This window comes from Paenibacillus sp. AK002 (genome assembly GCF_053903045.1).
In genome coordinates this window covers 4,199,126-4,224,464 of record NZ_CP096377.1, presented here as the reverse complement: position 1 = coordinate 4,224,464, position 25,339 = coordinate 4,199,126, and the positions used below count along the sequence as shown (strand labels likewise).

The 25,339-nt window shown below is 50.4% G+C and carries 28 protein-coding genes and 1 riboswitch; of the genes, 23 read left to right on the top strand and 5 right to left on the bottom strand.

Features of this window, described 5'->3' with window-relative positions; genetic code table 11:
* Positions 1 to 35: 35 nt before the first annotated feature.
* Entirely contained in the window at positions 36 to 1,169 is a 1,134-nt protein-coding gene (locus tag M1D70_RS18595) for a phosphodiester glycosidase family protein (protein WP_009591068.1), read from the bottom strand.
* 232 nt (positions 1,170 to 1,401) lie between these two features.
* On the opposite strand from M1D70_RS18595, the gene M1D70_RS18590 reads away from it, so the two are divergent.
* From M1D70_RS18590 to M1D70_RS18580, 3 genes are read left to right on the top strand one after another with little or no spacing between them, the layout of a single operon-like run.
* The gene (locus tag M1D70_RS18590) at positions 1,402 to 1,770 is read left to right on the top strand and encodes a GntR family transcriptional regulator (protein ID WP_009591066.1); all 369 of its coding nucleotides are present in this window, start codon (positions 1,402 to 1,404) and stop codon (positions 1,768 to 1,770) included.
* Positions 1,770 to 2,660 (top strand): ABC transporter ATP-binding protein, encoded by an 891-nt coding sequence (locus M1D70_RS18585; protein WP_456287625.1) that lies wholly within the window; start codon positions 1,770 to 1,772, stop codon positions 2,658 to 2,660. Before M1D70_RS18590 ends, M1D70_RS18585 begins: the two co-directional genes overlap by 1 nt.
* Complete coding sequence (locus tag M1D70_RS18580; protein WP_009591048.1) at positions 2,657 to 3,340, top strand: hypothetical protein; 684 nt, start codon at positions 2,657 to 2,659, stop codon at positions 3,338 to 3,340. The genes M1D70_RS18585 and M1D70_RS18580 overlap by 4 nt, the downstream gene beginning before the upstream one ends.
* A gap of 16 nt (positions 3,341 to 3,356) precedes the next feature.
* Here the strand turns inward: M1D70_RS18580 and M1D70_RS18575 are convergent, their stop codons facing one another.
* Complete coding sequence (locus M1D70_RS18575; protein ID WP_456287624.1) at positions 3,357 to 4,682, bottom strand: voltage-gated chloride channel family protein; 1,326 nt, start codon at positions 4,680 to 4,682, stop codon at positions 3,357 to 3,359.
* A gap of 72 nt (positions 4,683 to 4,754) precedes the next feature.
* Positions 4,755 to 4,815, bottom strand: a riboswitch (Fluoride riboswitch).
* A 231-nt stretch (positions 4,816 to 5,046) separates the two neighbouring features.
* On the opposite strand from M1D70_RS18575, the gene M1D70_RS18570 reads away from it, so the two are divergent.
* The 4 genes from M1D70_RS18570 (at position 5,047) to M1D70_RS18555 (ending at position 9,976) form a co-directional block, all read left to right on the top strand.
* Complete coding sequence (locus tag M1D70_RS18570) at positions 5,047 to 6,102, top strand: FecCD family ABC transporter permease (RefSeq protein ID WP_456290464.1); 1,056 nt, start codon at positions 5,047 to 5,049, stop codon at positions 6,100 to 6,102.
* Positions 6,103 to 7,137 carry a FecCD family ABC transporter permease gene (locus tag M1D70_RS18565; protein WP_456287623.1) on the top strand — a complete coding sequence of 345 codons (1,035 nt, stop codon included), beginning with the start codon at positions 6,103 to 6,105 and terminating at the stop codon, positions 7,135 to 7,137.
* A 90-nt stretch (positions 7,138 to 7,227) separates the two neighbouring features.
* Positions 7,228 to 8,943, top strand: a complete 1,716-nt coding sequence (locus tag M1D70_RS18560; RefSeq protein WP_456287622.1) for an ABC transporter ATP-binding protein — start codon at positions 7,228 to 7,230, stop codon at positions 8,941 to 8,943.
* 34 nt (positions 8,944 to 8,977) lie between these two features.
* Positions 8,978 to 9,976: an ABC transporter substrate-binding protein gene (locus M1D70_RS18555; protein ID WP_456287621.1), complete on the top strand. Its 999-nt coding sequence runs from the start codon at positions 8,978 to 8,980 to the stop codon at positions 9,974 to 9,976.
* A 157-nt stretch (positions 9,977 to 10,133) separates the two neighbouring features.
* Here the strand turns inward: M1D70_RS18555 and M1D70_RS18550 are convergent, their stop codons facing one another.
* Both M1D70_RS18550 and M1D70_RS18545 read right to left on the bottom strand, forming a co-directional pair.
* Positions 10,134 to 10,604, bottom strand: coding sequence for a dihydrofolate reductase family protein (locus M1D70_RS18550; protein WP_456287620.1), 471 nt, complete (start codon positions 10,602 to 10,604; stop codon positions 10,134 to 10,136).
* A 156-nt stretch (positions 10,605 to 10,760) separates the two neighbouring features.
* Complete coding sequence (locus tag M1D70_RS18545) at positions 10,761 to 11,159, bottom strand: winged helix-turn-helix transcriptional regulator (RefSeq protein WP_456287619.1); 399 nt, start codon at positions 11,157 to 11,159, stop codon at positions 10,761 to 10,763.
* A gap of 193 nt (positions 11,160 to 11,352) precedes the next feature.
* On the opposite strand from M1D70_RS18545, the gene M1D70_RS18540 reads away from it, so the two are divergent.
* The 3 genes from M1D70_RS18540 to M1D70_RS18530 all read left to right on the top strand — a co-directional run bounded on the left by M1D70_RS18540 (position 11,353) and on the right by M1D70_RS18530 (position 14,447).
* Positions 11,353 to 12,576: an MFS transporter gene (locus M1D70_RS18540; protein ID WP_456287618.1), complete on the top strand. Its 1,224-nt coding sequence runs from the start codon at positions 11,353 to 11,355 to the stop codon at positions 12,574 to 12,576.
* A 110-nt stretch (positions 12,577 to 12,686) separates the two neighbouring features.
* On the top strand, positions 12,687 to 13,532 hold the full coding sequence (locus M1D70_RS18535; RefSeq protein ID WP_456287617.1) for an aldo/keto reductase: 846 nt from the start codon (positions 12,687 to 12,689) through the stop codon (positions 13,530 to 13,532).
* A gap of 120 nt (positions 13,533 to 13,652) precedes the next feature.
* Entirely contained in the window at positions 13,653 to 14,447 is a 795-nt protein-coding gene (locus M1D70_RS18530) for an SDR family NAD(P)-dependent oxidoreductase (protein WP_009595590.1), read from the top strand.
* Positions 14,448 to 14,480: 33 nt separating this feature from the next.
* Here the strand turns inward: M1D70_RS18530 and M1D70_RS18525 are convergent, their stop codons facing one another.
* Positions 14,481 to 15,371, bottom strand: a complete 891-nt coding sequence (locus M1D70_RS18525) for a helix-turn-helix transcriptional regulator (RefSeq protein ID WP_456287616.1) — start codon at positions 15,369 to 15,371, stop codon at positions 14,481 to 14,483.
* A gap of 168 nt (positions 15,372 to 15,539) precedes the next feature.
* Between M1D70_RS18525 and M1D70_RS18520 the strand changes: the two genes are divergently transcribed.
* The 13 genes from M1D70_RS18520 to M1D70_RS18460 all read left to right on the top strand — a co-directional run bounded on the left by M1D70_RS18520 (position 15,540) and on the right by M1D70_RS18460 (position 25,256).
* Positions 15,540 to 17,420 (top strand): beta-L-arabinofuranosidase domain-containing protein, encoded by a 1,881-nt coding sequence (locus M1D70_RS18520; protein ID WP_456287615.1) that lies wholly within the window; start codon positions 15,540 to 15,542, stop codon positions 17,418 to 17,420.
* Positions 17,421 to 17,807: 387 nt separating this feature from the next.
* On the top strand, positions 17,808 to 17,906 hold the full coding sequence (locus M1D70_RS18515; RefSeq protein ID WP_139084129.1) for an NAD(P)-binding protein: 99 nt from the start codon (positions 17,808 to 17,810) through the stop codon (positions 17,904 to 17,906).
* 13 nt (positions 17,907 to 17,919) lie between these two features.
* Positions 17,920 to 18,642 carry a VOC family protein gene (locus M1D70_RS18510; protein ID WP_456287614.1) on the top strand — a complete coding sequence of 241 codons (723 nt, stop codon included), beginning with the start codon at positions 17,920 to 17,922 and terminating at the stop codon, positions 18,640 to 18,642.
* A 14-nt stretch (positions 18,643 to 18,656) separates the two neighbouring features.
* Positions 18,657 to 19,064, top strand: a complete 408-nt coding sequence (locus tag M1D70_RS18505) for a DUF6220 domain-containing protein (RefSeq protein ID WP_009595573.1) — start codon at positions 18,657 to 18,659, stop codon at positions 19,062 to 19,064.
* 304 nt (positions 19,065 to 19,368) lie between these two features.
* On the top strand, positions 19,369 to 19,719 hold the full coding sequence (locus M1D70_RS18500) for a VOC family protein (RefSeq protein ID WP_015736006.1): 351 nt from the start codon (positions 19,369 to 19,371) through the stop codon (positions 19,717 to 19,719).
* A gap of 7 nt (positions 19,720 to 19,726) precedes the next feature.
* A complete protein-coding gene (locus M1D70_RS18495; protein ID WP_456287613.1) occupies positions 19,727 to 20,146 on the top strand; it encodes a hypothetical protein in 420 nt (139 codons plus the stop codon).
* A gap of 248 nt (positions 20,147 to 20,394) precedes the next feature.
* A complete protein-coding gene (locus M1D70_RS18490; protein ID WP_456287612.1) occupies positions 20,395 to 20,958 on the top strand; it encodes a histidine phosphatase family protein in 564 nt (187 codons plus the stop codon).
* A gap of 31 nt (positions 20,959 to 20,989) precedes the next feature.
* On the top strand, positions 20,990 to 21,532 hold the full coding sequence (locus M1D70_RS18485) for a hypothetical protein (protein ID WP_456287611.1): 543 nt from the start codon (positions 20,990 to 20,992) through the stop codon (positions 21,530 to 21,532).
* Positions 21,533 to 21,626: 94 nt separating this feature from the next.
* Positions 21,627 to 22,475 carry a phosphotransferase family protein gene (locus tag M1D70_RS18480; RefSeq protein ID WP_456287610.1) on the top strand — a complete coding sequence of 283 codons (849 nt, stop codon included), beginning with the start codon at positions 21,627 to 21,629 and terminating at the stop codon, positions 22,473 to 22,475.
* A gap of 162 nt (positions 22,476 to 22,637) precedes the next feature.
* Positions 22,638 to 23,162, top strand: coding sequence for an SDR family NAD(P)-dependent oxidoreductase (locus tag M1D70_RS18475; protein WP_456287609.1), 525 nt, complete (start codon positions 22,638 to 22,640; stop codon positions 23,160 to 23,162).
* Positions 23,129 to 23,356, top strand: a complete 228-nt coding sequence (locus M1D70_RS18470; RefSeq protein ID WP_456287608.1) for a hypothetical protein — start codon at positions 23,129 to 23,131, stop codon at positions 23,354 to 23,356. Before M1D70_RS18475 ends, M1D70_RS18470 begins: the two co-directional genes overlap by 34 nt.
* A gap of 27 nt (positions 23,357 to 23,383) precedes the next feature.
* The gene (locus tag M1D70_RS18465; RefSeq protein WP_456287607.1) at positions 23,384 to 24,016 is read left to right on the top strand and encodes a ThuA domain-containing protein; all 633 of its coding nucleotides are present in this window, start codon (positions 23,384 to 23,386) and stop codon (positions 24,014 to 24,016) included.
* 232 nt (positions 24,017 to 24,248) lie between these two features.
* Positions 24,249 to 25,256: a LacI family DNA-binding transcriptional regulator gene (locus M1D70_RS18460; protein ID WP_009595642.1), complete on the top strand. Its 1,008-nt coding sequence runs from the start codon at positions 24,249 to 24,251 to the stop codon at positions 25,254 to 25,256.
* The last annotated feature ends 83 nt before the right edge of the window (positions 25,257 to 25,339 follow it).

Sequence of the window (25,339 nt, the reverse complement as noted above, 5' to 3'; positions counted from 1 at the left end):
GGCGGAAGATCCGGTTAGCCAGAGGAGAGGGGTCATTATTTATATTTTACGACGATGGCATTGCTGATCTGACGGCCCGGCGTCGTTAAGTAAGAGCCGTTATAATACAATCCGCTGGAAGCCCCGCCATCTAGATTCATCGCTTGGTAGGCACCTGCCTGCTTCATGATTTCCGCCAGTTGGGGAATGGTAGCGCCGCCTGTCGTCAACAAAATCAGCTTGTGGTCCTTCGTGATGCCAAGCGCGCTTCGCGCCCCGCCGCCCGTCAGTATCTTCGGATCCTTGAATCCTTCCTTCTTGACGTCCAGCGTCACCTTGCCATTGGTCAATAGACGCGGACCCGCTTGAAGTGCTCCTTCCATACGGCCTGTTTCATATACGGATTTGAAGTCGAGTCCCGGCATCATCGTCGCCAGATTGTTGCTGTCATAGGTGAAAATCGTTCGGTTATCTCCCGAGGCCTTGTGAAAGATATTGCCTTTGCTGACCAAATAACCGTACGGAGCTTTGTACGCTCCCGAGGTATAGGCGTCAAAGAACGTCCCGTTGATGGCAACCACGGCGTTGCTGCGCTTTGCTATGCTCCGCAAGTCTTCGACTTTGCCTGCTTTATTGCCTGCCAAAACAACGTCCAGCTCCACCTTCGGATGGAGCAGCGAAACGGTGACGACCTGTGCGCTGAAGGAACGTGCTCCCACTTTAAATGTTTTTTTGGCCGACGTCACGGCCTTGGATGAACGGGTCATCATGTTCCCCGAAAGGACGGGGAGGGTGTTTGATACGCCGCCGTCCGTAATGTTCAAGGTGGATCTGTTATTGCTCCAGGACAGCTTAAGGCCAAGATGTTGGCTGACAAATTGCAGCGGAACATATGTGGAGCCGTTCTCGGAGAACGGCGCTGCTTTTGCCTGCACTTTTTTGCCGTTAACATAAGCATTCCGACTACCCAGGTATAGCGTGAGCGCTGTATCATCTCGTGTGATGTTGAGTTTCTTCTCAGCAGCTGTATAAGCTACCTTTACACCATCATAGGTCTTGAGTACCCCGACCGAGATGAAGGACTGGCTGTTCTTGTCCACGTAGGCCAAATCTTTGGGGGCGGATGCGGCATAAAGCGGCGTTATGACCGTCAGCATGGCCAGTACAACGATTGCAATGATTCTTTTCATGTTTCCTCTCAAGCTCCTTTGTGTCTTTATCTGTATTGGGCGTAGTATTAGTGCCTATATTTTATCGGCTTACATGGACTATTTGTTTAGGACAAAAGTCTATGTTTCCGGCAAGGCATTGTAAAAATATTCCGATCACCCATTGACAAAGGAGTTCGTTTCTTATATGGTTAATTACATGAGTAACTAACCAATTATGCAATGAGGTTATAAACGAAAGTTGGTGAGGTAAATGGCATTTCAGATTGATGACAGCAGACCGATATTCATGCAAATTGCCGACAAAATTGAAGACGACATCATCGAAGCACGACTGCCTGAGGAAACGCAGGTTCCATCAACGAATCAGTTTGCAGCCTTTTACCAGATCAATCCGGCTACAGCTGCCAAAGGGGTTAATCTGCTGGTCGATCAAGGAATTTTGTACAAGAAACGGGGGATTGGCATGTTTGTAGCTTCTGGAGCTCGTGAACTGCTGATGGAGAAGCGCAAGACGGAGTTTTATGAACAGTACGTGGTCGCCATGGTTAAGGAAGCGGCCAAACTTGGGATTACCAAAGATCAATTGTCGGAAATGATTCGCAGAGGGGAGCAAGACTGATGAGCCAAACCGTGATCGAGGTTAAGAATTTGAGCAAGGCATACAAGGATGCGACGGCTGTCGATAATGTAAGCTTTACTATCGAGGCGAACAAGATCTATGGATTGCTGGGCCGGAACGGGGCGGGCAAAACGACCATCATGCAGATGATAACGGCGCAGCTGTTTCCGAGCCATGGGGAGATTCGCGTATTCGGAGAGCATCCATACGAAAATCATAAGGTGATCCGGCAGGTATGCTTCATTAAGGAAGGCCAGAAATATCCGGATATTTTTACGGTCAAGGACGTTATGGGAATTGCAGCTAACGTTTATCCGAATTGGGATGCGGCATATGCGAACAAACTGATCGAGGTATTCCGGCTGCCTATGAAACGACTCGTAAAGAGATTGTCCCGCGGCATGCTCTCATCGGTAGGCATCATCGTCGGACTTGCCAGCCGCGCGCCCGTAACGATCTTTGATGAACCTTATCTTGGGCTGGACGCCGTGGCCAGAGAGCTGTTCTATGATCATCTGATCGAGGATTACACGAATCATCCGCGCACGATTATTCTGTCCACGCATTTGATCGATGAAGTCAGCAGATTGCTGGAGCATATTATCGTCATTGATTCCGGCCGAATCTTGCTTGACGCTGCTACGGATGACTTGCGCGGACGTGCGTTTAAGATCGTCGGTCCTTCCGGAACGGTTGAATCGTTTATCCAAGGGCATGAAGTGATACATCGGGAATCGTTCGCTTCCATGTTGTCCGTCACGTTGATGGGAAGCGCGACATCGAAGCTGCAAAAAGAGGCGGAGGAATTGGGCTTGGAAACAACCCCGGTGTCCCTTCAACAATTGATCGTATATTTAACTAAGCACGAAAAGGTGGGGATCCAACCATGAACGGAATTCCTGGCGTAATCCATATTTATTCGAGACAGAAACTATCCTGGTTTTATTTGCCCTGGGCCATCACGGCATTCAGCTTTCTGGTCAACTACATTATTAGCGTATTGGTTAATGGTGAAGCGATCTATGCCGGGGGTTTGGCAACGATCTTTATCTATGTGTTTATCGCGGCTCTGGTATCGGTGCTGCAGCTGTTTCCCTTCTCCCTCGGATTCAGCATTCGAAGAACGGACTTCTATCTGGGTTCTGTTCTGATGGTGGTAGCGTACAGCGTCCTAACGTCGGTTATATTATTGGCATTAGCCGAAATAGAAAGCTTAACGAGTTCTTGGGGAGACCGGTTATCGTTTTTCAAACTGCCGTATTTGAATGACGGCACGTTATTCGAACAATTCATCATTTATTTCATATTGCTTCTTACATTTGCCTTTATCGGGATAGGAATCGGCGTGTTCTATCTTCGTCATCGCGGCATTAAGACCTTTGTCATGATGGCGGCCTATTTCATTCTATTGTCGGGGGCCAGCGTTCTGGTCACCCATTATGGCTGGTGGAGGCAAGTGATTGACTGGGTTGTCAAACATACTGCCTTTGAATTGTCCCTGTGGCTCTTTCCCATCTCGGTTATCCTCGCACTCGTCAGTTACCGCTCGATTCGTAAAAGCTCGGTGTAAAGCAAAAGACGTCCGATTACTCGGACGTCTTTTTGTTGTCCTTCCGTTTGTTTAACGCCTTCGATCCGGCAAGGGTCGTGCCCGGCGGGTACGAGAGCCGCGGGTGTTTGGAAGTGCCTATAAGCTGCGATGTGTATATGCCGGAGTGACCGGAAAAGAGGTAACTGATGACGCAGGCCATAAACATATACACCGCGCCTTCCCCGCCGAACAGCTCGATTCCCATGATAAAGCAAGCAATCGGGGTGTTTGTCGCTCCGCAGAATACCGCGATGAAGCCTAAAGCAGCCAGGAAAGGGGCATGCAATCCGATCCACCCCGACAATGCGCTGCCCAGTGTTGCCCCGATGGCAAACAACGGGGTGACTTCGCCTCCCTGGAACCCGGCTCCAAGCGTCAGCGAGGTAAAGAGAATTTTGCCCAGAAAAGCAAAAGGCGAAACTTCGCCAGCGAAGGCCGCTTCAATCAGCGGAATGCCCAGCCCCAGATAATCGCGGGTTCCGAGCAGGTAGACCAGCCCAATGATGATGACGCCTCCTGCCGCGCTTTTGAACATCGGATTGTGAAAAACATAACCGTACCATCGCTTGAGCGAATGGGTTAGCTCACTGAACAGCCGGCTTGTCAGACCGAATAACAATGAGGCCAAGACGACCTTGATGATCACCATAAAACCCATTGCCGGAATATCTCCGATCGGATAATGCAAATGGCTGACGCCCCATATAGAGGTAGCGGTCAGGTTTCCGACCATACTTGCAGCGAATGCTGGCAGGAGAGCCTGATGCGAGACCAGCCCGATGGCAAGCACTTCAAGACCGAACAGCGTGCCGGCCAGCGGCGTGCCGAAGATCGATCCGAAACCGCCGCTGATTCCGCAGATCAGCAGTATTTTTCGATCCGCCGGCGTTACGCGGATAAGCTTGCCGAACCACTCCGACAGGCTTCCCCCCATTTGAACGGCAGTGCCTTCCCGGCCTGCTGACCCCCCGAATAGATGGGTAATTAACGTGCCAATCAGCACTAACGGCGCCATTCTCAATGGAATGGTTTCGGTTCCGTCATGAATTTGTTCCAGAATGAGATTATTTCCCTTGGCACTGCTCTTGCCGAACTTGTAATAAAGGAAGCTGACTGCAGCGCCTCCCAAGGGAAGGAGGTATAACAGCCATGGATTTCCCATGCGTAGGGAGGTCACGTAGTCCAGACTGTAGAGAAAGAAGGCAGAGGCACTGCCCGTCATCAACCCCACGAAGCCTCCCAGAACGACCCATTTGACGAAGTAACCGGACAACAAGGCCAATGACCATTTCTCGGCGCCTTCAAACCACTTTTTCATCATGCAAGCTCACCCGTTTCTATAGATTCGCCGCTAATCCCTCCATACACAAACAGACTCCTACCAGGAAAGCGACCTCTGGTAGGAGTCATTAGCTATGGAAGCGGTTATGGCGAACTCCATCGCCTCATTCAATTAGAATTTATTGTAATGGACTGTCTGCTTACATGTCAACAGACATCGAAATTGAGGTCTAATGGAACAGTTAAGCCAGATGACTGCGAAATGAGGCTGGAAAAAAGTGCTTGACTTGGACATGGACTTTTTTTCAAAAAGAAATTCGAATTGTCCATGGACGAAGAAAGGGGTCTATTTTATAGTTACCAATGATAATGATAATCAATATCACAAAATTGAGGGGAAAATGATGTCATCAAACACGTCCAATCCAAGTTTTACGGATGAAAAGACCCGCGCCAATATCAAAGGACGCCCATGGGCTGCGACCCTGATTCTTACCGGGGGCGTGGCAGCATTGGTGCTTGGCATAGCTTTATCCATATCGCTCGGCGCTGCCGACATTGATCTGCGAAATGTATGGGAAGCGGTGTTCTTCTTTAATCCCGATGTGACGGAGCATCAGATTATTCAGGAGCTTCGGCTGCCGAGGGTCCTCGGCGGAGCGATGGTGGGAGCCTGCTTTGCCGTATCGGGTGCGATTATGCAGGGGATGACCCGAAATCCGCTCGCTGATTCGGGTCTGCTCGGATTAAATGCGGGAGCGGGATTTGTTATTGCGATCTGCTTTGCATTTTTTCCGGGATTGCCGTATATGTACCTGATTCTGTTCTCGTTCCTGGGGGCTGGCCTGGGTGCCGTGCTCGTGTACGGAGTCAGTTCCATGGCAAAAGGCGGTCTTACACCGGTTCGCCTCGTTCTGGCGGGTGCGGCGCTGAGCGCTCTGCTAAGTGCGCTGAGCGAAGGCATCGCATTGTATTTTCAGGTCGGACAGGACATGGCGTTCTGGTATGCCGGCGGTACGGCCGGGATTAAGTGGGTTCATTTGAAAATTATGCTGCCTTGGATAGCTGCTGCTATATTGGGCGCTATAGCATTGTCGCGTTCCATTACCATGCTCAGCCTCGGCGACGATATCGCCAAGGGACTCGGTCAGCGAACGGGACTTGTCAAGCTGGGCGGAACGGTAATCGTGCTGGTGCTGGCGGGGGCTGCCGTCTCGGTTGTCGGTGCGGTAGGCTTCGTCGGTCTGATGATTCCGCACCTTACCCGGAAGCTTGTCGGCGTCGACTACCGGCTCATCATTCCCTGCTCGGCCGTACTGGGAAGCTTGCTGGTCGTCATAGCCGACCTGGCGGCAAGAATGGTGAATCCCCCATACGAGACGCCTGTGGGCTCGATCATCGCACTGATCGGTGTGCCCTTCTTCCTTTACTTGGCACGCAAAGAAAGGAGGGAGCTGTAGATGGATGCCGTTACCAATACCATGCACGAGCGTAAAGGCAGGAAGCGCAAGATCATGACGCTGTCTATCCTGGGCGCACTAATCATACTGGTGTTCCTCATTAGCATGAACACGGGGGTCATTCGCTTATCGCCGCTTGAAGTCATAAAAACCTTGTTTGGCGGCGGGACGGACAAACAGGAGCTGGTGCTGTTCGAATTCCGCTTGCCGCGGATCGTAATTTCGCTTCTGATTGGTGCCGGGTTGGCGATATCCGGCTGCGTTATGCAGGGCATTTCCCGTAATGAGCTGGCGGACCCCGGCATTTTGGGGATCAATGCGGGAGCCGGATTAATGGTTATGCTGTTCATTTCATTTTTTCCGAGCACGGCGGCGGCTCCGGTCTTTCTGCTGCCGGTACTCGCCCTGATTGGAGCGGGCGGCACCGCAGCATTGATATGCGTACTGGCTTACAAGAAGAATCAGGGCTTTAAGCCGACGGGCCTTCTGTTGACGGGAATCGCCGTAGCGGCCGGCATCAGTGCGGCTATGATCGTGCTGACGCTGCGTTTAAGCCCGGAAAAATATCAGTTTGTTGCCACCTGGCTAGCCGGCAGCATCTGGGGCTCGAGCTGGAAGTTCGTCCTGGCATTGCTCCCATGGATGCTTGTGCTGCTGCCCTTCGTGATGTACAAAGCGCAGGTGATGAACGTTCTCAATCTTGGAGAGCCGACGGCGACCGGACTGGGAGCCTCTGTTACAAGGGAGCAATTGAAGCTGCTGGCAGCGGCGGTCGGATTGGCTGCCTCCTGCGTCGCGGTGAGCGGCGGCATCGGATTCGTCGGCCTTATAGCGCCGCATCTGGCCAGGCGCTTGGTCGGTGCGAAGCATCAAATGCTGCTTCCGGTAACGGCGCTGGTCGGTGCCTTGCTGGTCATCACTGCCGACACTTTGGGCCGCTGGATCATTCAACCGTCCGAGATTCCGACCGGGATCGTGGTTGCCGTGATTGGCGCTCCGTACTTCCTGTACCTGCTATCCAGGACAAGAGCTTAGCTGCCCAAGATCGCAGGGATCTAGCGCAAACTTGCGACGGGTAAGGGCTTGCACATTTATTACCGCCATTACGGATTTAAGGAGGTCCTTATGCTACGCCGATTTTTTTCCTATTACAAGCCTTATAAAGGGCTATTCATATTGGATTTTTGCTGCGCTATCTTTGCGGCTTTACTGGAATTGATATTCCCGGTAGCCGTCAACCGCGTGATCGACGACTTGCTGCCAAGCGGGAACTGGAAGTGGATTTTATACGCTTGTCTTGGGCTTCTCGGCATTTATGTCGTCAGTTCTTTCCTGCATTACGTAGTCACGTATTGGGGTCATAAACTCGGCATCAACATTGAAACGGATATGCGCAAAAAGCTGTTCGATCGGGTTCAGAAGCAATCCTTCCGTTTTTTTGACAACAACAAGACGGGACATCTTGTTTCGAGAATGACCAACGACCTGATGGATATCGGCGAGATTGCCCACCATGGTCCGGAAGACCTGTTCATCGCCGTCATGACGCTTGCCGGAGCGCTGGGCATCATGCTCGGGATCAACTGGCAGCTTGCCGTGATGACGTTTGTGATCGTTCCTTTGATGATCTATTTATCGCTGTATTTCAGCGGGAAAATGTCGGCGGCGTTCAAGCGCATGTTCTCCGATATTGCCGATTACAATGCACGCGTGGAGAACAACGTCAGCGGGATCCGCGTGGTTCAAGCCTTCTCGAACGAGGAGCATGAAATCGCGCGTTTCGCCGAGAACAACAACCGCTTTCGCGTGACAAAGCTGATTGCTTACCGCATCATGGCCTGGAACTCGTCGATCAGCTTTATCCTGATGAAATTCATCTCCCTGTTCGTGCTGGTATGCGGCACCTGGTTCGTGATTGAGGGCCGAATGACCAACGGGGAATTTATCGCTTTTGTCATGCTCTCTAACGTGTTCCTCGGTCCGATTAAACAAATCAATGCGGTCATTGAGATGTATCCGAAGGGAATCGCCGGCTTTAAACGGTATTTGGAGCTTTTGGAAAGCGAACCCGACGTCGCGGATATGCCGGGTGCCAAGCCGGTCGGCCATGTACGGGGTGACATTGCCTTTCACGGCGTAACCTTCGGGTACGAGAACAAAGACCACGTCCTGGAGGATGTCCATTTGTCCATTCGCGCAGGCGAAACCGTCGCGCTTGTGGGGCCGTCCGGAGCGGGCAAGACCACGCTGTGCTCATTGCTGCCCCGTTTCTATGACATGGAAGCCGGACGGATTACGATCGACGGGATCGATATTCGCGACATGTCGCTGCAATCCCTTCGTTCCCATATTGGCATCGTCCAGCAGGACGTGTTCCTGTTTGATGGCAGCATCCGCGAAAATATCGCTTATGGCAGGCTGGATGCTGACGACGGCGACATCATGAAAGCGGTGGGCCGTGCCCAGCTTGAAGAGCTGGTTGCTTCGCTTCCGGATGGGCTGGACACCTTGATTGGCGAGCGGGGCGTGAAGCTGTCCGGTGGACAGAAACAGCGACTGTCGATAGCCCGGATGTTCCTTAAGAACCCGCCGATCCTCATTCTCGACGAGGCGACGTCCGCGCTCGATGCGGAAACCGAAGCGGCGATCCAACAGGCGCTTGCCGAGCTCTCGGAAGGACGAACGACGCTGGTGATTGCCCACCGGCTCGCAACCATCAAGAATGCGGATCGCATCGTGGTCGTTGCGGACAAAGGCATCGCCGAACAAGGAGTCCATGAGGATCTGCTCGCGGCTCGCGGCATATACAGCCGTTTGCATCGAGCTCAATTCGGGGCTTGATTCAACCAACAACATACTTAGGAGGATGTAAAATATGTTCAAGTCAAAATTACGCGTCATGCTCGCCATGCTTGTCTTATGCTCGATCTTCATCTCGGCATGCGGCGCAAATGGAAATACGGCGAATCAAGCCGGTTCCGCAGGCGAAACAGCAACAGGGACGGATACTGCAAAGACTGAAGCCTCAGCCCCAACAACCAAAAAGGTGCCGACAGTTAACGGAGACATCGAAATTCCGACGGATCCTCAGCGAATTGTAGTGGATGCCTACTTGCCAACGCTGCTGCTGCTCGGAGAAAAGCCGGTAGGCGCTACAGCGACGGATCTGGAGAACGTCCATATCCAGGACCTGATCGATGGCATAGAGAACACCGGGGAAAGCTCTGCGGAGAAGATAGTGGAACTTAACCCCGACCTGATTATCAGCGCGAACTCGGACCCGGAGCTATACGAGAAACTGTCCAAAATCGCACCGACCGTCATTCTTCCTTATGAAACCTATCGAGGCGTGCACGAAGAAGTAGAGGGACTCGGCGCAATCCTTGGCAAGGAAGAAGAAGCAAAAGAATGGCTTGCCGGTTTTGATGAAAAAATCGAAGCGCTGCGCACAAAAGTGAACGGCGTGTTGGAAGAAGGGGAGACGTTCTCGATCTTCGGCGCATTCGGCAAAACCTTCTACCTGTACGGTGACGGCATTTATCGCGGGGGCTTGGCCATCTATAAGGAACTCCAGTTAACGCCTCCGGCAACGATCCAAAAGGAATTGATTGATGCCAACGTGACTTACAAGGAGGTTTCCTTGGAAGTGCTCAAAGATTATGCAGGCGATTATATTTTCTTTGATGAGTCTAACGGGGCCGAGATGGATAAGAAGGATAAGGTGTGGACTTCGATTGAAGCGGTGAAGCAGGATCGCGTGTTTTATCTGGATGCCAAGCGATTCTGGCCGTTTGATCCCATTGCGGTCCTGGCTCAGGCCGAGGAAGTGACGGACATGATCGTCAGCCAAAAAGAAAAGGAGAATGCGAAATAAACCGCGGTATCGGTGCTCCCCGGAAGAAAGGCGGGCAGGATGGAGGTGACGTCGATCCTCTCTTCATGAAGCAGCGAAATGGCAGCCCCTGATGATGAGGGTGCTGCCATTTGCATTTTCCGTGGAAATGACGAAACGCAAGCCATGCAGAAACCCATCATGCCTTGGCGTGGTGAATAAGACGGTACCTCAGATGCGTTACACCGGGAGATTCGATGACGGTTGTCCGAGCGAATTCGATATCGGAGGGGAGATGTTCGAACAATTTCTGTCCGTTGCTTAGAAGGATCGGCACCAGCGTGATCAGGAGCTCATCCAGCAGGCCTGCTCCCATATATTGTTGTATGACGTTGGCGCCTCCGGCGATTTTGACGTCTTTGCTCCCCGCCGCAGCTTTTGCTTGCTCCAATGCTCGTTCGATCCCTTCCGTGACAAAGGTATAAGTCGTACCGCCATCCTTCGTTTCTGTCTGCCGTTCTTCATGAGTCAGTATAAATACCGGCATATGAAAAGGGGGCGTATCTCCCCAAAAAGGTTGTCCATGATCAAACATCGTGCGGCCAAGAATGACAGCGCCGGTCCTGCGACCCGCGTTATGATTAAATTTCTTATCATTTGCTAAATTCATGGTGACGCAAAAAAACAGAGATGCAGGATGTAACAAGGGCAAGGTCCGCGCATGCGGTCCTTGCCCTTGGTTTATTACTGTCATGGAGAAAAGAAGATTCACTTGAAGCTGGCTCAACCACAAGATAACGCTATAATCGCGGCATGCGGTCTGGTTTTATCGAGCATCCGTCGGTTCGTCCACGGCTTTCAGCTTATCGTTCAATATGCTGTCCTCCAGCACGCTGAATTTGTCCCCGTATATTTTCGTGATATGTTTTTCGCCCCATGCACAGAGCATATCCAGAATTCCGCTTAAACTTCTGCCGTACTCGCTGAGCTCATATTCCACTTTAGGCGGCACTTGATTATGAATAATGCGATTGATCACGCCATCTTCCTCCAGCTCCCGCAGCTGCTGCGTCAGCATTTTTTGGGTGATGTGCGGCATGAGGCGCTTCAGCTCGTTGGTTCGTTTACGGCCATGGGTCAGATGGCAGAGGATCACGCATTTCCACTTGCCCCCGATCACTTCCAATGTTGCTTCGACGGCTATATTGTATTTCTTCGTTTGCATATGGAGCCTCCTATTCTTGATAGGCACCGAAAAGTGCCTAGGGTACTGCCAGGTACCTACATTACAAAAAAGTACGTTCTTCACACAATGGATGATATGAATCATAATAGCATTTGCCAGCTGGATTACACCATACGTCATATTTTTACAATATACAAGCAAGCGAATAGGATAGGGGGAAAATAGGAACATCATGATTATAGATAAAAAAAGAAGTTTGCTTGCGCTTATAGCGCTTGCCGTCAGTGCCTTCGCCATCGGAACAACGGAATTCATCAGCGTAGGGCTGCTGCCGTTGATTGCGGAGGATATGAATATCTCCGTGACGACAGCCGGATTAACCGTGTCGATGTATGCGCTGGGCGTAACCTTCGGTGCGCCGATCCTCACGTCGCTCACATCCAGGATGTCCAGGAAGACGTTGCTGCTCTGGATTATGATCATTTTTATTATCGGTAACAGCTTGGCTGCAGGCGCAGCTTCCATTGGCGTTCTGCTTGCAGCACGCGTCCTGTCGGCCTTCTCACATGGCGTGTTCATGTCGATCGGCTCGATTATTGCCGCAAGCGTGGTGCCTGAGAACCGCAGGGCATCAGCGATCTCCATTATGTTCACGGGCCTTACCGTAGCCACGGTCACCGGCGTTCCGCTCGGAACGTTTATCGGTCAGCAGCTGGGCTGGAGGCTTGCTTTTGTCGCCATTGTGGCGGTCGGCATCGTTGCGCTGATTGCGAATAGTATCCTGGTCCCTTCGGACCTGCCTAAGGGAGAGCGCACTTCATTCCGCGATCAGGCTAAATTGATGACGAACGGAAGACTGCTGCTCATGCTTCTGATTACGGCTCTCGGTTATGGCGGGACCTTTGTTGTCTTCACTTATTTATCCCCATTGCTTCAGGATATAACAGGCTTCAACGAAAATACGGTGGCCGTCATTCTGCTTGTCTATGGGATCGCCATTGCAGTCGGTAACGTGATCGGTGGAAAGGCGGCCAATCGCAACCCGCTTAAAGCCTTGTTCTATATGTTTATAGCCCAAGCGCTGGTGCTGTTCACGCTTACGTTTACCGCACCGTTTCAAGCGGCGGGACTCATCACGATTATTCTTATGGGATTCCTGGCGTTCATGAACGTGCCGGGGTTGCAGGTTTACGTCGTGATGCTGGCCGAGCGCTTTGCGCCAGGAGCCGTGAATATGGCGTCCGCGCTGAACATTGCCGCATTTAATGCCGGCATTGCCATCGGCGCTTTTCTAGGCGGCTTGATCACGAATTCCATGGGCTTGATTCATACGGCATGGATCGGAGCCCTGATGGTGGCCGGTGCGGTCGTGCTCACGGGCTGGAGCTTGAAGCTGGAACGAAAGGATTCGGGAAATCCGGATACATCGGATAAGCCGGGTATGCCAGCGGCATGAAACAACATTTTAGGATGAAGGGAGGTGATGGCCGAGCCGATCATGGGAAATACTGCACAATAGGTTCATCCACTTTTTCACAAACCAAAAAATTTCGGAGGTTTATCAACATGACTGCAAAACACTTACAAGATACAACCATTTTATATAATGGCGTCAACATGCCTTGGTTTGGACTAGGCGTATTTAAAGTTGAAGAAGGACCGGAGCTGGTGAATGCCGTTCGTACGGCCATCCAGCACGGCTATCGGAGCGTGGACACCGCCGCCATATACGGCAATGAAGAAGGTGTCGGGCAGGGCATCCGCGAGGGATTGGCAGCTGCCGGATTAAAGAGAGAGGATCTGTTCGTCACCTCCAAGGTGTGGAATGCCGATCTGGGTTATGAATCGACTTTGAAGGCTTATGAGGAAAGCTTGCGAAAGCTGGGATTGGAGTATTTGGACTTGTACCTTATACACTGGCCTGTTGAAGGGAAATATATAGAGGCGTGGAAGGCGCTCGAAGCGTTGTACAAGCAAGGACGCGTGAAAGCTATCGGCGTGAGCAATTTCCAAATCCATCATCTGGAGAGGTTAATGAAGGAAACCGAAATCAAACCCATGGTGAACCAGGTGGAATATCATCCCCGATTAACGCAAAAAGAATTGCAGGCGTACTGCCAGGCGAACGGTATTCAGCTAGAAGCGTGGTCTCCCTTAATGCAGGGTCAGCTGCTGGATCAGGAGGACCTTCAGATCATCGCGAAGAAGCATCATAAATCCATCGCGCAGATCATTCTTCGTTGGGATTTGCAGAACGGCGTGGTGACGATTCCGAAATCGACCAAAGAGCATCGGATCACCGAGAACTCCGATATATTTGATTTTGAATTGTCCTTGGAGGATATGCAGCGCATCGACAGCTTGAATCAGAATCACCGAGTGGGACCTGACCCGGACAATTTTGATTTCTAAAAAATCGGCGTTTATAGCAAGAATATAGGTGTAATGAATAGTGCGACTCTCCTGAGCTTTCTCCACCGCGGTGGGGATCGGGAGGGTCCATTCCTACATAAACGAAAAGGAGCGAGGATCATGAACTTGGATTTGCAGGGTAAAGTCGCATTGGTCACAGGCTCGACATCGGGCATCGGCAAAGCGATCGCCATGTCGCTGGCTGCCGAAGGGGCGTCCGTCATTATTAATGGAAGACATGAGGATAAGGTGAAACAGACGATCCATGACATTCGCGCCGTCCATCCGGATGCCGAGCTGCGTTATGCCGTAGCGGATCTTGGAACCGAAGAGGGATGCCATCAGGTCAGGGAAGCCGCCCCGGTCGTTGATATTCTAATCAATAATTTAGGAATCTTCGAGCCTGCCGAATTTTTCGATATATCGGATGCGGAATGGTTCAGGTTCTTCGAGACGAATATCATGAGCGGCGTCCGTTTAACCAGACACTATTTGCAGAACATGATCAGCCGCAATGAAGGCCGAATTATTTTTATCGCGAGCGAAGCCGCCGTCATGCCGTCCCAGGAGATGGCGCATTACAGCGCAACCAAGACGATGCAGCTGTCGCTTTCCCGGAGCTTGGCCGAATTGACGACAGGAACCCGCGTCACGGTGAATACCGTCATGCCCGGCTCCACCCTTACGGAAGGCGTCGAAACGATGCTGGATACGCTGTATCCCGATGAGAATCTACCCATCGAAGAAGCCGAGCAGCGGTTTATGAAGGAAAATCGCCCAACTTCCATTATTCAGCGGCTGATCCGTCCGGAGGAAATTGCCGATTTCGTTGCCTACCTTAGCAGTCCTAAATCCTCCGCGATCAACGGTTCGGCGCTCCGGATTGACGGCGGCTTGGTTCGAAGCGTATTCTGAGCAAGCCACCGGCCTAACGCATTTGATGGCATTCTATCGGGATGAACGGTATTTCAGCCTGAAGGAATTGGGTTTAAACCCGGTATAGCGAACAAAGCAGCGAATGAAATACGGAAACGAGCCGAATCCCGATTCCTCGGCTATCCGTCCGATCGGCTCGTTGGTATAGATCAGCAATCGCTTGGCTTGCTCGATCCGATGCCGCGTCAGAAACTCCAGGGGCGTGCAGCCGAACGTTTTTTTCATGCAAATGGCAATATAATTCTGGTGAAAGTGCATGGCATCGGACAATTGCTGGTAGCTGACCGGCTCTTTGTAATGTGCTCTTAAATAGTTGGCCGTTCGTTCGGCAATGGCATAATGAGGATGATGCTGCTGGATTCCTTCTTCTTCGGCTTGGAACAGCAGGAGCAGCTCATGCATCAACTGCTGCTGCTTCCAGCGTGCCGCGGAAGATAGCGACTGCTGAAGCACCTGCAGCTGTTCAATCAAACGTCCGGCCTGCTCTTTCGAGGACAGTTCTCCATGCTTGGGGATATAGAAAGAGAAATTATCGAACGGCACATGAGGGTGATCCGATTGCGATAAGGCAAAAGGGATCCGTTCCTCCGCTTCAATCCACGGTCCGACCGTCTGAAAATGCAGCCAATAAAAATGGGTTTCCTCTTCACAGGGCAGGTATGTACGGTGTGCAGCATCGGGTCTTAGAATCAGATAATACCCTGCCTTTACACTGTAAGAAGCTCCGTTCTCTTCCAGGAACAACTCCCCTCTGGTTACGAGAATCAGATCAAAGACACCAAGGTTATACCGATCCGGATGTCGGTCTCCCTCCTGATAGGTATCTTCACCGCAAATCATATAATGCGGCAATGGCGGAGCGGTAAAATGGAAGATCATCCGCGTCCGGTCCTCCTTCTCCAACTAGCTTTTCTCCATCATAATCGTTTTGTTCCTCCGTATTCAATCCATCATGATGTTGTAATCGGATAAAAAGATGTTGTTTCTGTGTATAGGGTATCGCTCGGTTGAGATGTTATATTTTTACCTAAGCAATCACCTATAAGACAGAACAAGGAGCGTGGGTATTGTATGCTGCATCAGACGGCATTCAACAGTTTGCCGCTTAGAGCGATCAAGCCGGCCGGCTGGCTTAAGAATCAGCTGGAGATTCAAGCAAGCGGGTTTACCGGACATCTGGAGGAACAGTGGAAGGACGTCGGAGCAGACAACGGATGGCTTGGCGGCCAAGGAGAAAGCTGGGAGCGGGGACCGTATTATGTCGACGGCTTGCTTCCATTAGCTTATTTGCTGGAGGACGAGTCTTTGATCACTAAAGCGAATCGCTGGGTCGAGTGGTCGCTTGCCAGCCAGCAGGAGAACGGCATGTTCGGTCCGGCGCGCATTACCTCCGTGAATCAGGATATCGATAAGGATCAGGATTGGTGGCATTATATGATCATGCTGAAAGTGATGATGCAGCATGAGGAAGCAACGGGCGACGAACGCATCATCCCGTTTCTGACCAAGTTCTTTACTTACGTCCATTCGGTCATTGAGGAGCAGCCGCTGCGAGGCTGGGCCAAAACCAGGGGAGCCGAGATGCTGCTGTGCATCGTGTGGCTGCATAAACGAACGGCGCAGCCTTTCCTGCTGCAGCTTGCCGATACCATCGCCGAACAAACCACGGACTGGAGCGGTATTTTTCATGATTTTCCGTTCTGGCGCAAGGTTGAAGAGTGGGATTGGACAACCCATGTCGTGAACGTGGCAATGGGCATCAAAACGCCGGGCGTGCTGTATGAATTAAACGGAAATCCGGTGGAGCGGGAAAGCGTGCACCGGGGCATCGATTCCTTGATGACGTACCACGGTCAAGCGCACGGCATGTTCTCGGGCGACGAATGGCTGTCCGGCACCCATCCGAGCCAGGGGGTTGAATTGTGTGCCGTCGTCGAATATATGTTTTCGATGGAGCAGCTGACGCGCATTTTCGGGGAGGGACGCTTCGGGGATATTTTGGAGAAGGTCGCGTTTAATGCGCTGCCCGCCGCCATCTCTGCGGATTGGACCTCGCATCAGTATGATCAGCAGGTAAACCAAATGATTTGCAACGTCGCTCCGCGGGCATGGAGCAACAGTCCCGATGCCAACGTATTCGGACTGGAGCCGAATTTCGGATGCTGCACGGCCAATATGCATCAGGGCTGGCCCAAGCTGGCCTCGCATCTGTGGATGAAGGACCAGGAGGACGGGCTAGTTGCCGTTTCGTATGCTCCGTGCACGGTTAGAACCACGGTTGGCCGTCAGGGCGTGTCTGCTGAGGTTGAGGTCACCGGCGAATATCCGTTCAAAGATCGCGTTCAAATCCATCTCTCGCTTGAACGGGCGGAATCATTCCCGATATCGCTGCGTATTCCGGCCTGGTGCGACCATCCCGTCATTACCTTGAACGGGCGCGAACTGCCGATTCAGGCAGAGTCCGGTTATGCCAAAATCGTGCAGACCTGGCAGAGCGGCGATCTACTGGAACTGTACCTGCCGATGGTAGTCAAGACCGAGTCGCGCAGCATGTACGCGACCAGCATTACAAGAGGACCGCTGGTGTACGTGCTGCCCGTGAAGGAGAACTGGCAGATGATCCGGCAGCGCGAGATGTTCCACGACTGGGAGCTCTATCCTGCTTCCCCATGGAAATACGGACTGGTGGCCGATACATCGTTTGAGGTGCTGGAACGGGAGGTGGCCCGTCAGCCGTTCCTGGCTGCCGATGCCCCTGTCCGGGTGAAGGTGAAGGGCCAGCTGATCCGGGATTGGAGAATGGAAGGCAACAACGCCGGAAACCCTCCGCTGCATCCGAACACGGACGGCCAGCCCATTACGGAATTGGAGCTGGTTCCGTACGGAAGCGCGAAGCTTCGGATCGGAGAATTTCCTCTGATCGGGGATCGGATCAGAATCGCTAAGAACTGAGCAGGAATATTACCACGTCCGAAAACCGCGTATACCGCGGTTTTTTTATTGTTCGGATTTATGTTCAAATCACCAAAATGAATGGGCAGAAATATCGAGATTACCTCTGAAAGATGTCGTAATCTTTGCTCCGTGGTGCATGAACAATGCGAGCAAGCGGCTAGCAGCGCAGGTATGTATTCATGAATGCGGGATATGAATCCGCTGCGGGACGGCCCTAATATTTCCTTTACCGTCAGGTCAGTGCGAAAGAACCGAATCAAGGCAGACGACAATTGTGGGCTATACTTATGCGGGCTCTTTTCTACATCGCTGTTTTCATTTTGTCACATAATCGGCCTCATTCCAGTCTTGTTTAATGACAACGCATGAAGGAGGTTTCTTCGATTGATTGCAAAATATGATGTGGCCATTGTTGGTGGAGGTATTGCCGGACTGACCGCAGCTCTTTATTTAGCAAGAGACCTGACAAACTCAAATATCTAGAGGAGGTAGTGAGATGAGAATCATCGAATTGGAACTGAGAACCGCCAGGTTAGCTGAACTGAAGGAGTTTTACACAGAAAGACTTGGATTTGCTCTAGCAGAAATCACGGAACATTCCATCACGATCGTTGTCGGTGAAACGAGGTTGACTTTCGTTCGCGAGGAGGACGAAGGGGTAATGCCGTCCTACCATTTGGCAATGAACATCCCCGAGAACCAAATTCGCGAATCGAAAAGCTGGCTCTTGGCCAAAGGCTGTCAGGTGCTTTCCGCTGCACCGCTTCCGTTCGCTGGAATCGAGGCAAACGAAGATATCGCCTATTTCGAAGGAACGGATGCACATGCCTTCTATTTCGAGGATCCTTCGAGGAATCTGGTGGAGTTCATCGCTCGGCATCGAATGGATAATGCCTTATCAGAGCCTTTCGATCATGAATCCATTCTGAATGTCAGCGAGATCGGCTTTCCGCTCCGCGGAAGCGTATCCGAGGCCGTTCAGCGCCTAGATTCTCGATTTGACGTCACGCGTTATATCGGGGACGGAAAGACGTTTCAGATGCTCGGTGACGAGTACGGAATGTTCATCCTGGGGGATATGGCCATCGGATGGTATCCTTCGATGAAGATTCCGGAAGTTCATCCTATCGGAATGACGATTCTCGATTCCAAAGAAGGGGAGTTTCAATTGGATCCGTACCCTTACACCATTCGAGCGGTTTCCGAAAGGTTAGTCTAAGGGAGGAATTAACGATGGAAGTACAAAAAATAACCGCAACCCGCTCTTCGCTGCCGGCAGCCGCTCAATATGCGCGGCTAGGTTTTAGTATATTGAACGTGCTTTTTGCGATCTGCATCGCGTTACAGGTGTTCTTGGCTGGATTCGCGCTGTTCGTGGATTCGTCTCAATGGGGGATGCATGGTAATTTCGCCATGTACTTCGCGCCTATCCCCGTATTGTTGTTTATATTGTCTTTTCCGGCCAGACTGCCCAAGGGCATTAAAGTTAAGAGTTTGGTGCTCATCGGCCTAATCCTTCTGATCTTCGCGACGGCTGTCTTTTCGGAAGAAATCGGTTTTGCGGCAGCGGCACATCCCGTCATCTCGCTGGGCTTATTCTTGAACGCGTTGTTGATTATGAGGGAGATGACGAAAGGATAGATGAGAGAGAAGGAAAGAAAGCATCTGTAAATAAATTCATTAGATTAAGCAAATTTATAGGGGACCCTTTAGAGTTAGCCTATAAATTTGCCATAAACAATGATAAAGCAAAAGCTGGAAAACGCGAAGTCACGTATATATACCTGTTTCCCCAATCGACTTTATGAATAGAGTGAAAACAAATTTATATATAATTGTATAAAAGTAAAACTATGGTATTCTGAGAGTATAAGGATGAGGTTGTTCCTCGAACGGGACCATTGTTGAGTCAAAACTTGATATCAAAAATTTAGGAGGATGAAAAATGAAGGTCAAACGAATTGTTACTAATGTTGCGACGCAGGACATTTCCAAAGCTTCGTATTTTTACGGGGAAGTACTTGGACTTGATCAACTAATGGATATGGGATTTATTGCAACATACGGTTCGCATGAGAAAATGGGCACTCAGGTTAGTTTCCTATCAGAGGGAGGCTCCGGTGCACCTGTGCCAGATCTGTCAATTGAGGTTGATGATCTTGATGAGGCGTTAACCCGGATAAAAGAAGCAGGAATTCCGATTGAGTATGGACCAACCGAGGAGCCGTGGGGGGTACGGCGTTTTTTTGTTAGGGACCCATTCGGGAAACTTATTAATATTCTTATCCATCTTTAAATCATCAATGGAGCAAATTGTTGCATGGGCAGCGATAGCCCGGCAATGGAACTCGTCCAACCAATGGGGCAGACGTATGGAGAACTTCATCGTTACGGGCTCCTTTATGAAGTATATTCATGCCGGCAACGGACAACGCTTAAGGTTAAGTAAATCTTATGTGGGAGGTCATAATTTCTTGAAATTTGAACTAGGACGTTGCTTACTGAATGAACGATTGGTGGAATCCGGGAAGTCAGCGGAATGGTTGGCAAAAGACTTGCTTATTAAACCGGAACGAGTTTGCGACTTTATGGAGAACAAAAGAGTGATGCCACTCAAAATTGCCATATCGATCGCCGATTCCATCGGTTGTGACGTTCGTGCTTTATATGAATTAATTCCGCACGATAATGAAGCAAAGGGAGCTTCGCGGAATAATGGGTAGGCTGCACTAAGACTATAAATGTGATCCATTGATCCAAGTTAACGGGAATCGATAGCTCTATCCAAATTAGAAGGCAGCTGATCATTTGTGATCGGCTGCCTTTTTTTTAAACTCTCCGCAATTCATGAACCGATTAGATAAGCATTTAGTTATATTTCACTGTACATAGTTCATTAGCTAACACGGGCAGGATTACTCAATTAAATCATAGAATACCTAATATGGGATTTGATCATAGGAGGGCGGATATGAATTTCACATTTATTCGGCACGGTCATGGAGAACATCTCAACGATTATCCAAATCGGTTGAATACGCTGCATCCTAGTCTTACAGAGTACGGCAAATTTCAAGTAACGCAGCTACGAAATGAAATTACAATGGATCCCGATGATTTAGTTCTTGTAAGTCCCACTAAACGTACAATTGAGACGGCAACGATTATAAAAAATGGCATGGACTTCATTATTTCTCCATTGGTTGGTCCGAGAATGTTTCCTCAGAACTCCGAACTTCCTTTTTTAGCTTGCGATCACATCCTTTCTAAAACGGAAATTACCGATCTGTATGGAGATACTGAAATTCTTGATTTCAATTTGGATTGCTGGAAAGAAGGGATCAATAGGATCGAACAAGATATTTTTGAAGGATACGCTGCGCGGTTATTAGAGTGGATCGGGGAAAGCTATAAAAAAATATTCATTATTTCACATGATGGTACGATAACGAATTTTCGGATATTGCTTGGAGAAAAAGGATTGACCAGAAACGATTTTCTCGGTGAGGCTGGGGTATATCGAATGAGCTTGTAACCTGTTGGTACTTTTGTCAAAGGAGATCTTCATGAAGAAAAAAATAATAGTGGTCCTATTGCTTGGTTTTGTTGTTCTGGTAAGCGGAAATGCTCAACGGGATTCAATCGTTACGCCCCTTTACGAGGGCCGAAGCCTCGTTATTGGTGTAATTGGAGATACACCGCAAGTAGGGGAGAAGGAGCATGTGGATTTTCGGGACGTTACGTTTGAGCAGCTAGAGGATCCGTACTTTTCCTCAGACCTTGACGCCATTTTCATAACGAAAGAACATTTGGCTAAAGCATCCGAGCCTAAGTATACGGAAATTTACCAAAAGGCGGACATACCCTTTTTCTTTATCGAGTCCAAGAAGTCCCACGTCCCCTTCACCGTTAAAGAATTGTCCTATAATGAGGTTCCGGATCTTTCACCGGATACGTACGTAACAGGTTTCTACGGCAAGAAGGCTCAATACTGGGATTATGGCTTACATAACGATGCAATGAATGAGACCAATATTAAGGCAGCGTATTCCAATATGTTTACGATCATCGAGTCGCTGCACAGCGAAGATTATCGCCCTGGAGGGTAAGCCTGGGGGTTACATTGGTCATGCAAATGATCTTCAATCTGTGTTAAACCATAGAGACATCCTTTGAAAGGCTGTGATGAACATCGGAAACCCATTGCGGGAAATCAACTGGGTGGAGAAAAGCAATACCCTTGAAGTTTTGCTCGAGCATGAAGGTTCATTTCATACAGTCTCCTTGGATTCGGGGCTGGAAGCAGAGGTAATCAAAATTGCCGCGCCAACGGCAGACTACGTAATGAAAGTATGGAACAAAGCGTCCAAGCCGAATGTACATGCTCAATATCAGATTTTGAATGCTTTGTTCACGCATGGAAGTTCGGTTTCTGAGCCCGTGGGCTGGGGCACGGACCGAAATGGCGATTCAACATTGCTGACCAGTTATGACGGAACGCCCGTTCAAGCGGTCGATCAGCGTAAACTAACGAAGCTGGTGAAGATTTTAGCGGATATACACAAGCTCCCGCTTGAAGATTTTATTGGTGACCGATTACCCCGATATGAGTTCATTGATTATTTTTTTCCTCGCATCGAGAACCACCCCGATATCCGAATTCTTCTGGAAGAACTACTTCAGCGTGCGGATATGAAACAATCTTGTTTGATCCATGGCGATTACCACCTGGGCAATATTCTTGAGACTAAAGACAAGCTGACGGTAATTGATTGGACGAACGCCCAATGGGGGGATCCCAGATATGATGTTGCTTGGTCGATTATTGTAATGTGGGTATTTGCAAGCGAAAAGCAATCCTCCATCTATCGTGCCGCATGTTGTGCCGAGTATCGTTACGATGAACATGACCTTGAGTTGTTTGAAGCCATAGCCTGTTTGAGAGGAATCATGCTTTTTAAGGCGAATGATTTACATATCGGTCATCGTACCAGCTCAAGGTTTAGGTCCATATTGTCGAAAAACGAATATTTAAACGATCAACTGCTCTAAAACCGACCTAGATGAATATCACGCAGAAATGTGTGGTAGTATCAGGTTATATTTAAAAGTTTTGCTAGAGAGCATTAGAAGAGGTTACGAAGGAATAGCGTACGGGGACATTCCCGTATGTCGATTTCACCGCACTTATGGATAAAGGAGAGTTGTTGCCCATTGGAAACAATCGCTTGCGTCACGGGAGCCGATCGGGGGTTGGGATTGAGCTTGGCGAAATGGCTTCTTGAAAACGGTTACACCGTGTTTGCTGGACGCTATATGGAGGATTGGGACGCCTTGGATCGATTGCTGGAGGATTATCCGGACCAGTTGGAGCTGATTCCGCTTGATATCGGCGACGATGCCAGCGTACAGCAGGCAGCCAAGCTGATCCGGGATAAGGCGCCGCATCTGGATCTGCTCATAAACAATGCCGGCATCACGAAACGGTCCGATCTGGCGAACATTCAGGGCGAACTGGATTTTGCCGATATGGCCCAAATCTACAATGTCAATACCCTTGGACCTCTTCGGGTAAGCCATGCTCTTATCGATCTGCTGCTTCAAGGAGACAACAAGCTCGTGGTATCTCATCCGAAGCCGGCAGCGTTAGCAGAAATAAACGCAAGGAGATGTACGGCTACTGCATGTCGAAATCCGCGCTCAATATGCAATCCTCGATACTGCATCAGCATCTGTTAACCGATGGAGGGCAGGTCATGGTGTTCTATCCCGGATGGCTGCAATCCTACATGAGCGGCGAACTGAATCAAGAAGCGGCCGTGCCGCCGGACGTGTCTGCCGATCGCATCATGAACCTTGTGATGGACCATAAGGCATACGTTGGCGAACAGCCGATTTTTCTGGATTATGAAGGACAAGTGTGGCCCTGGTAAAAGGGTGGGAGAGGAGACTGCAAATCAATGAAGGCCATTGCGCTGGGACAATACGAGGGAGCGAAATATCATCCGTTTACGCAGATTGACCGCGAGCTGCAAGCCATTTTCGAACCTGCGATGGACGTGGAATGCACGGATGATTACGCCGTACTGCAAAAGGATAAGCTGGAAGGATATGATCTGCTCATATCGTACGCAGAGTTTTCGGATGAGGAGATACCTGAAGAGCAGGTACAAGCGCTCATATCCTATGTGCGCAACGGCGGGGGGCTGTTAGTTATCCACAACGGCATCTCGCTGCAGCGGAGCACGGAGCTGGAAAAGTTAATCGGCGGGCGATTTACGGGACATCCGGCATATACGTCGCTGCCCGTTCGATATCAATCGGGGAGCCATCCGATCGTGGAGAGCTTAACCGATTTTGCGATCGATGAAGAACCCTATCGGTTCGAATTGAGTCCGCATGAAACAACGGTCGTCTTTGCGGAATACGAGCATGACGGCCAGCGTTGGCCTGCGGCGTGGGCACATCCATACGGCTCCGGCCGGGTGGTATATCTGATGCCAGGTCATCATTTGCCGTCTTTTCGGATAGAATCCGTTCGTCATCTGATTCGGGAGAGCGGGCTGTGGGCTGCCCGGAAGTGCGTAGACTAGAAAATCGGCACGCATCATAGGCATTCCATCACCGCCATCGAAGGCGGTGATTTTTAATTTGCGCGGAATAGTTCCTGCTGCAAAACGCATTCGTTCCGTCCGGATCTGTATTTCCGGAAAATTCTAAAAAGAGGGTTGACAGCAGCATGTCCCTTCTTGTACTCTGTGAATGTAATCGTTTACGTAATCGATTACATACTGGATCAGGATGATATTTTGAGGTGAACGATGATTGGCAAAAGCAACGATTAAACAAGTAGCAGCGGCAGCAGAAGTATCTACGGCAACCGTTTCAAGAGTGCTTAACAACAGCGATTACGTAAGTGATGAAATTAAAGAGCGGGTGATGGCGGCCGTGAACCGGTTGAATTATCGCCCGAGCGCCATTGCCCGAAGCCTGAAACAGGACCGCACGTACATGATCGGCGTGATCGTGCCCGATATATCAAATCCCTATTTCATGGGAATATCCCGAGGCATTGAGGATATTGTAGGCAAAGAAGGCTTTCAGTTAATATTTTGCAGCTCGGACGAGAACCCGGAGAAGGAGAGACGATTGCTAAAGCTTCTGCAGGAAAAGCGCGTGGATGCCGTCGTATTGGCAACGTCGGGCGGGAACGATCCGGCGATCAAGCAGATTGCGGATTCCAACATGCCGATCGTGCTCGTGGACAGGAAGCTGGACTCGCCGGAAACAGGATCGATGCTCGATCTGGTAGCCGAAGACAATACCGAGGGGGCCTCGCGTCTAACCCGGAAGCTGCTGGAGGAAGGACATACAGCTATCGGCGTAGTTAACGGGCCAACGAGATCAAGCACGGGGAGGGAACGTCTTGAAGGCGTCCGGAACGCAATGAAGGCATTTGGGCTGAACGAGGGCCCCATGGTGTATAACGGAGATTTTTCCACGGAGGACGGAATCCGAGCAGTTCAGCAATTTCTGATCGCGGAACGCAGGCCAACCGCCATCATTTCCCTGAATAACCGCATGAGCCTGGGCGTCCTGCTCGAGATTGTGCGCAGCGGCCTGAAGATTCCTGCCGACATGGCAGTAGCTTCTTTTGGCGAGGTGGAAGCCGGGCCTTTACTCAAGGAATCGGGGCTCTACTACATGGAGCAGCATCCCTACGATATGGGAATCAAGGCCGGAGAAATCCTTCTAAGCCGAATACGGGAAGAAGCCCGGCAGGATCCACCGGCTTATGAAATATACAGCAATGAAGTCAAACAGCTGAACTGATCGATCGAATGGACCAAGCTCCGGAACTTTTTGACGGACTGGAGCCGGATCCAACGGTTACAGGGCATGCGCAGCTCATGGCC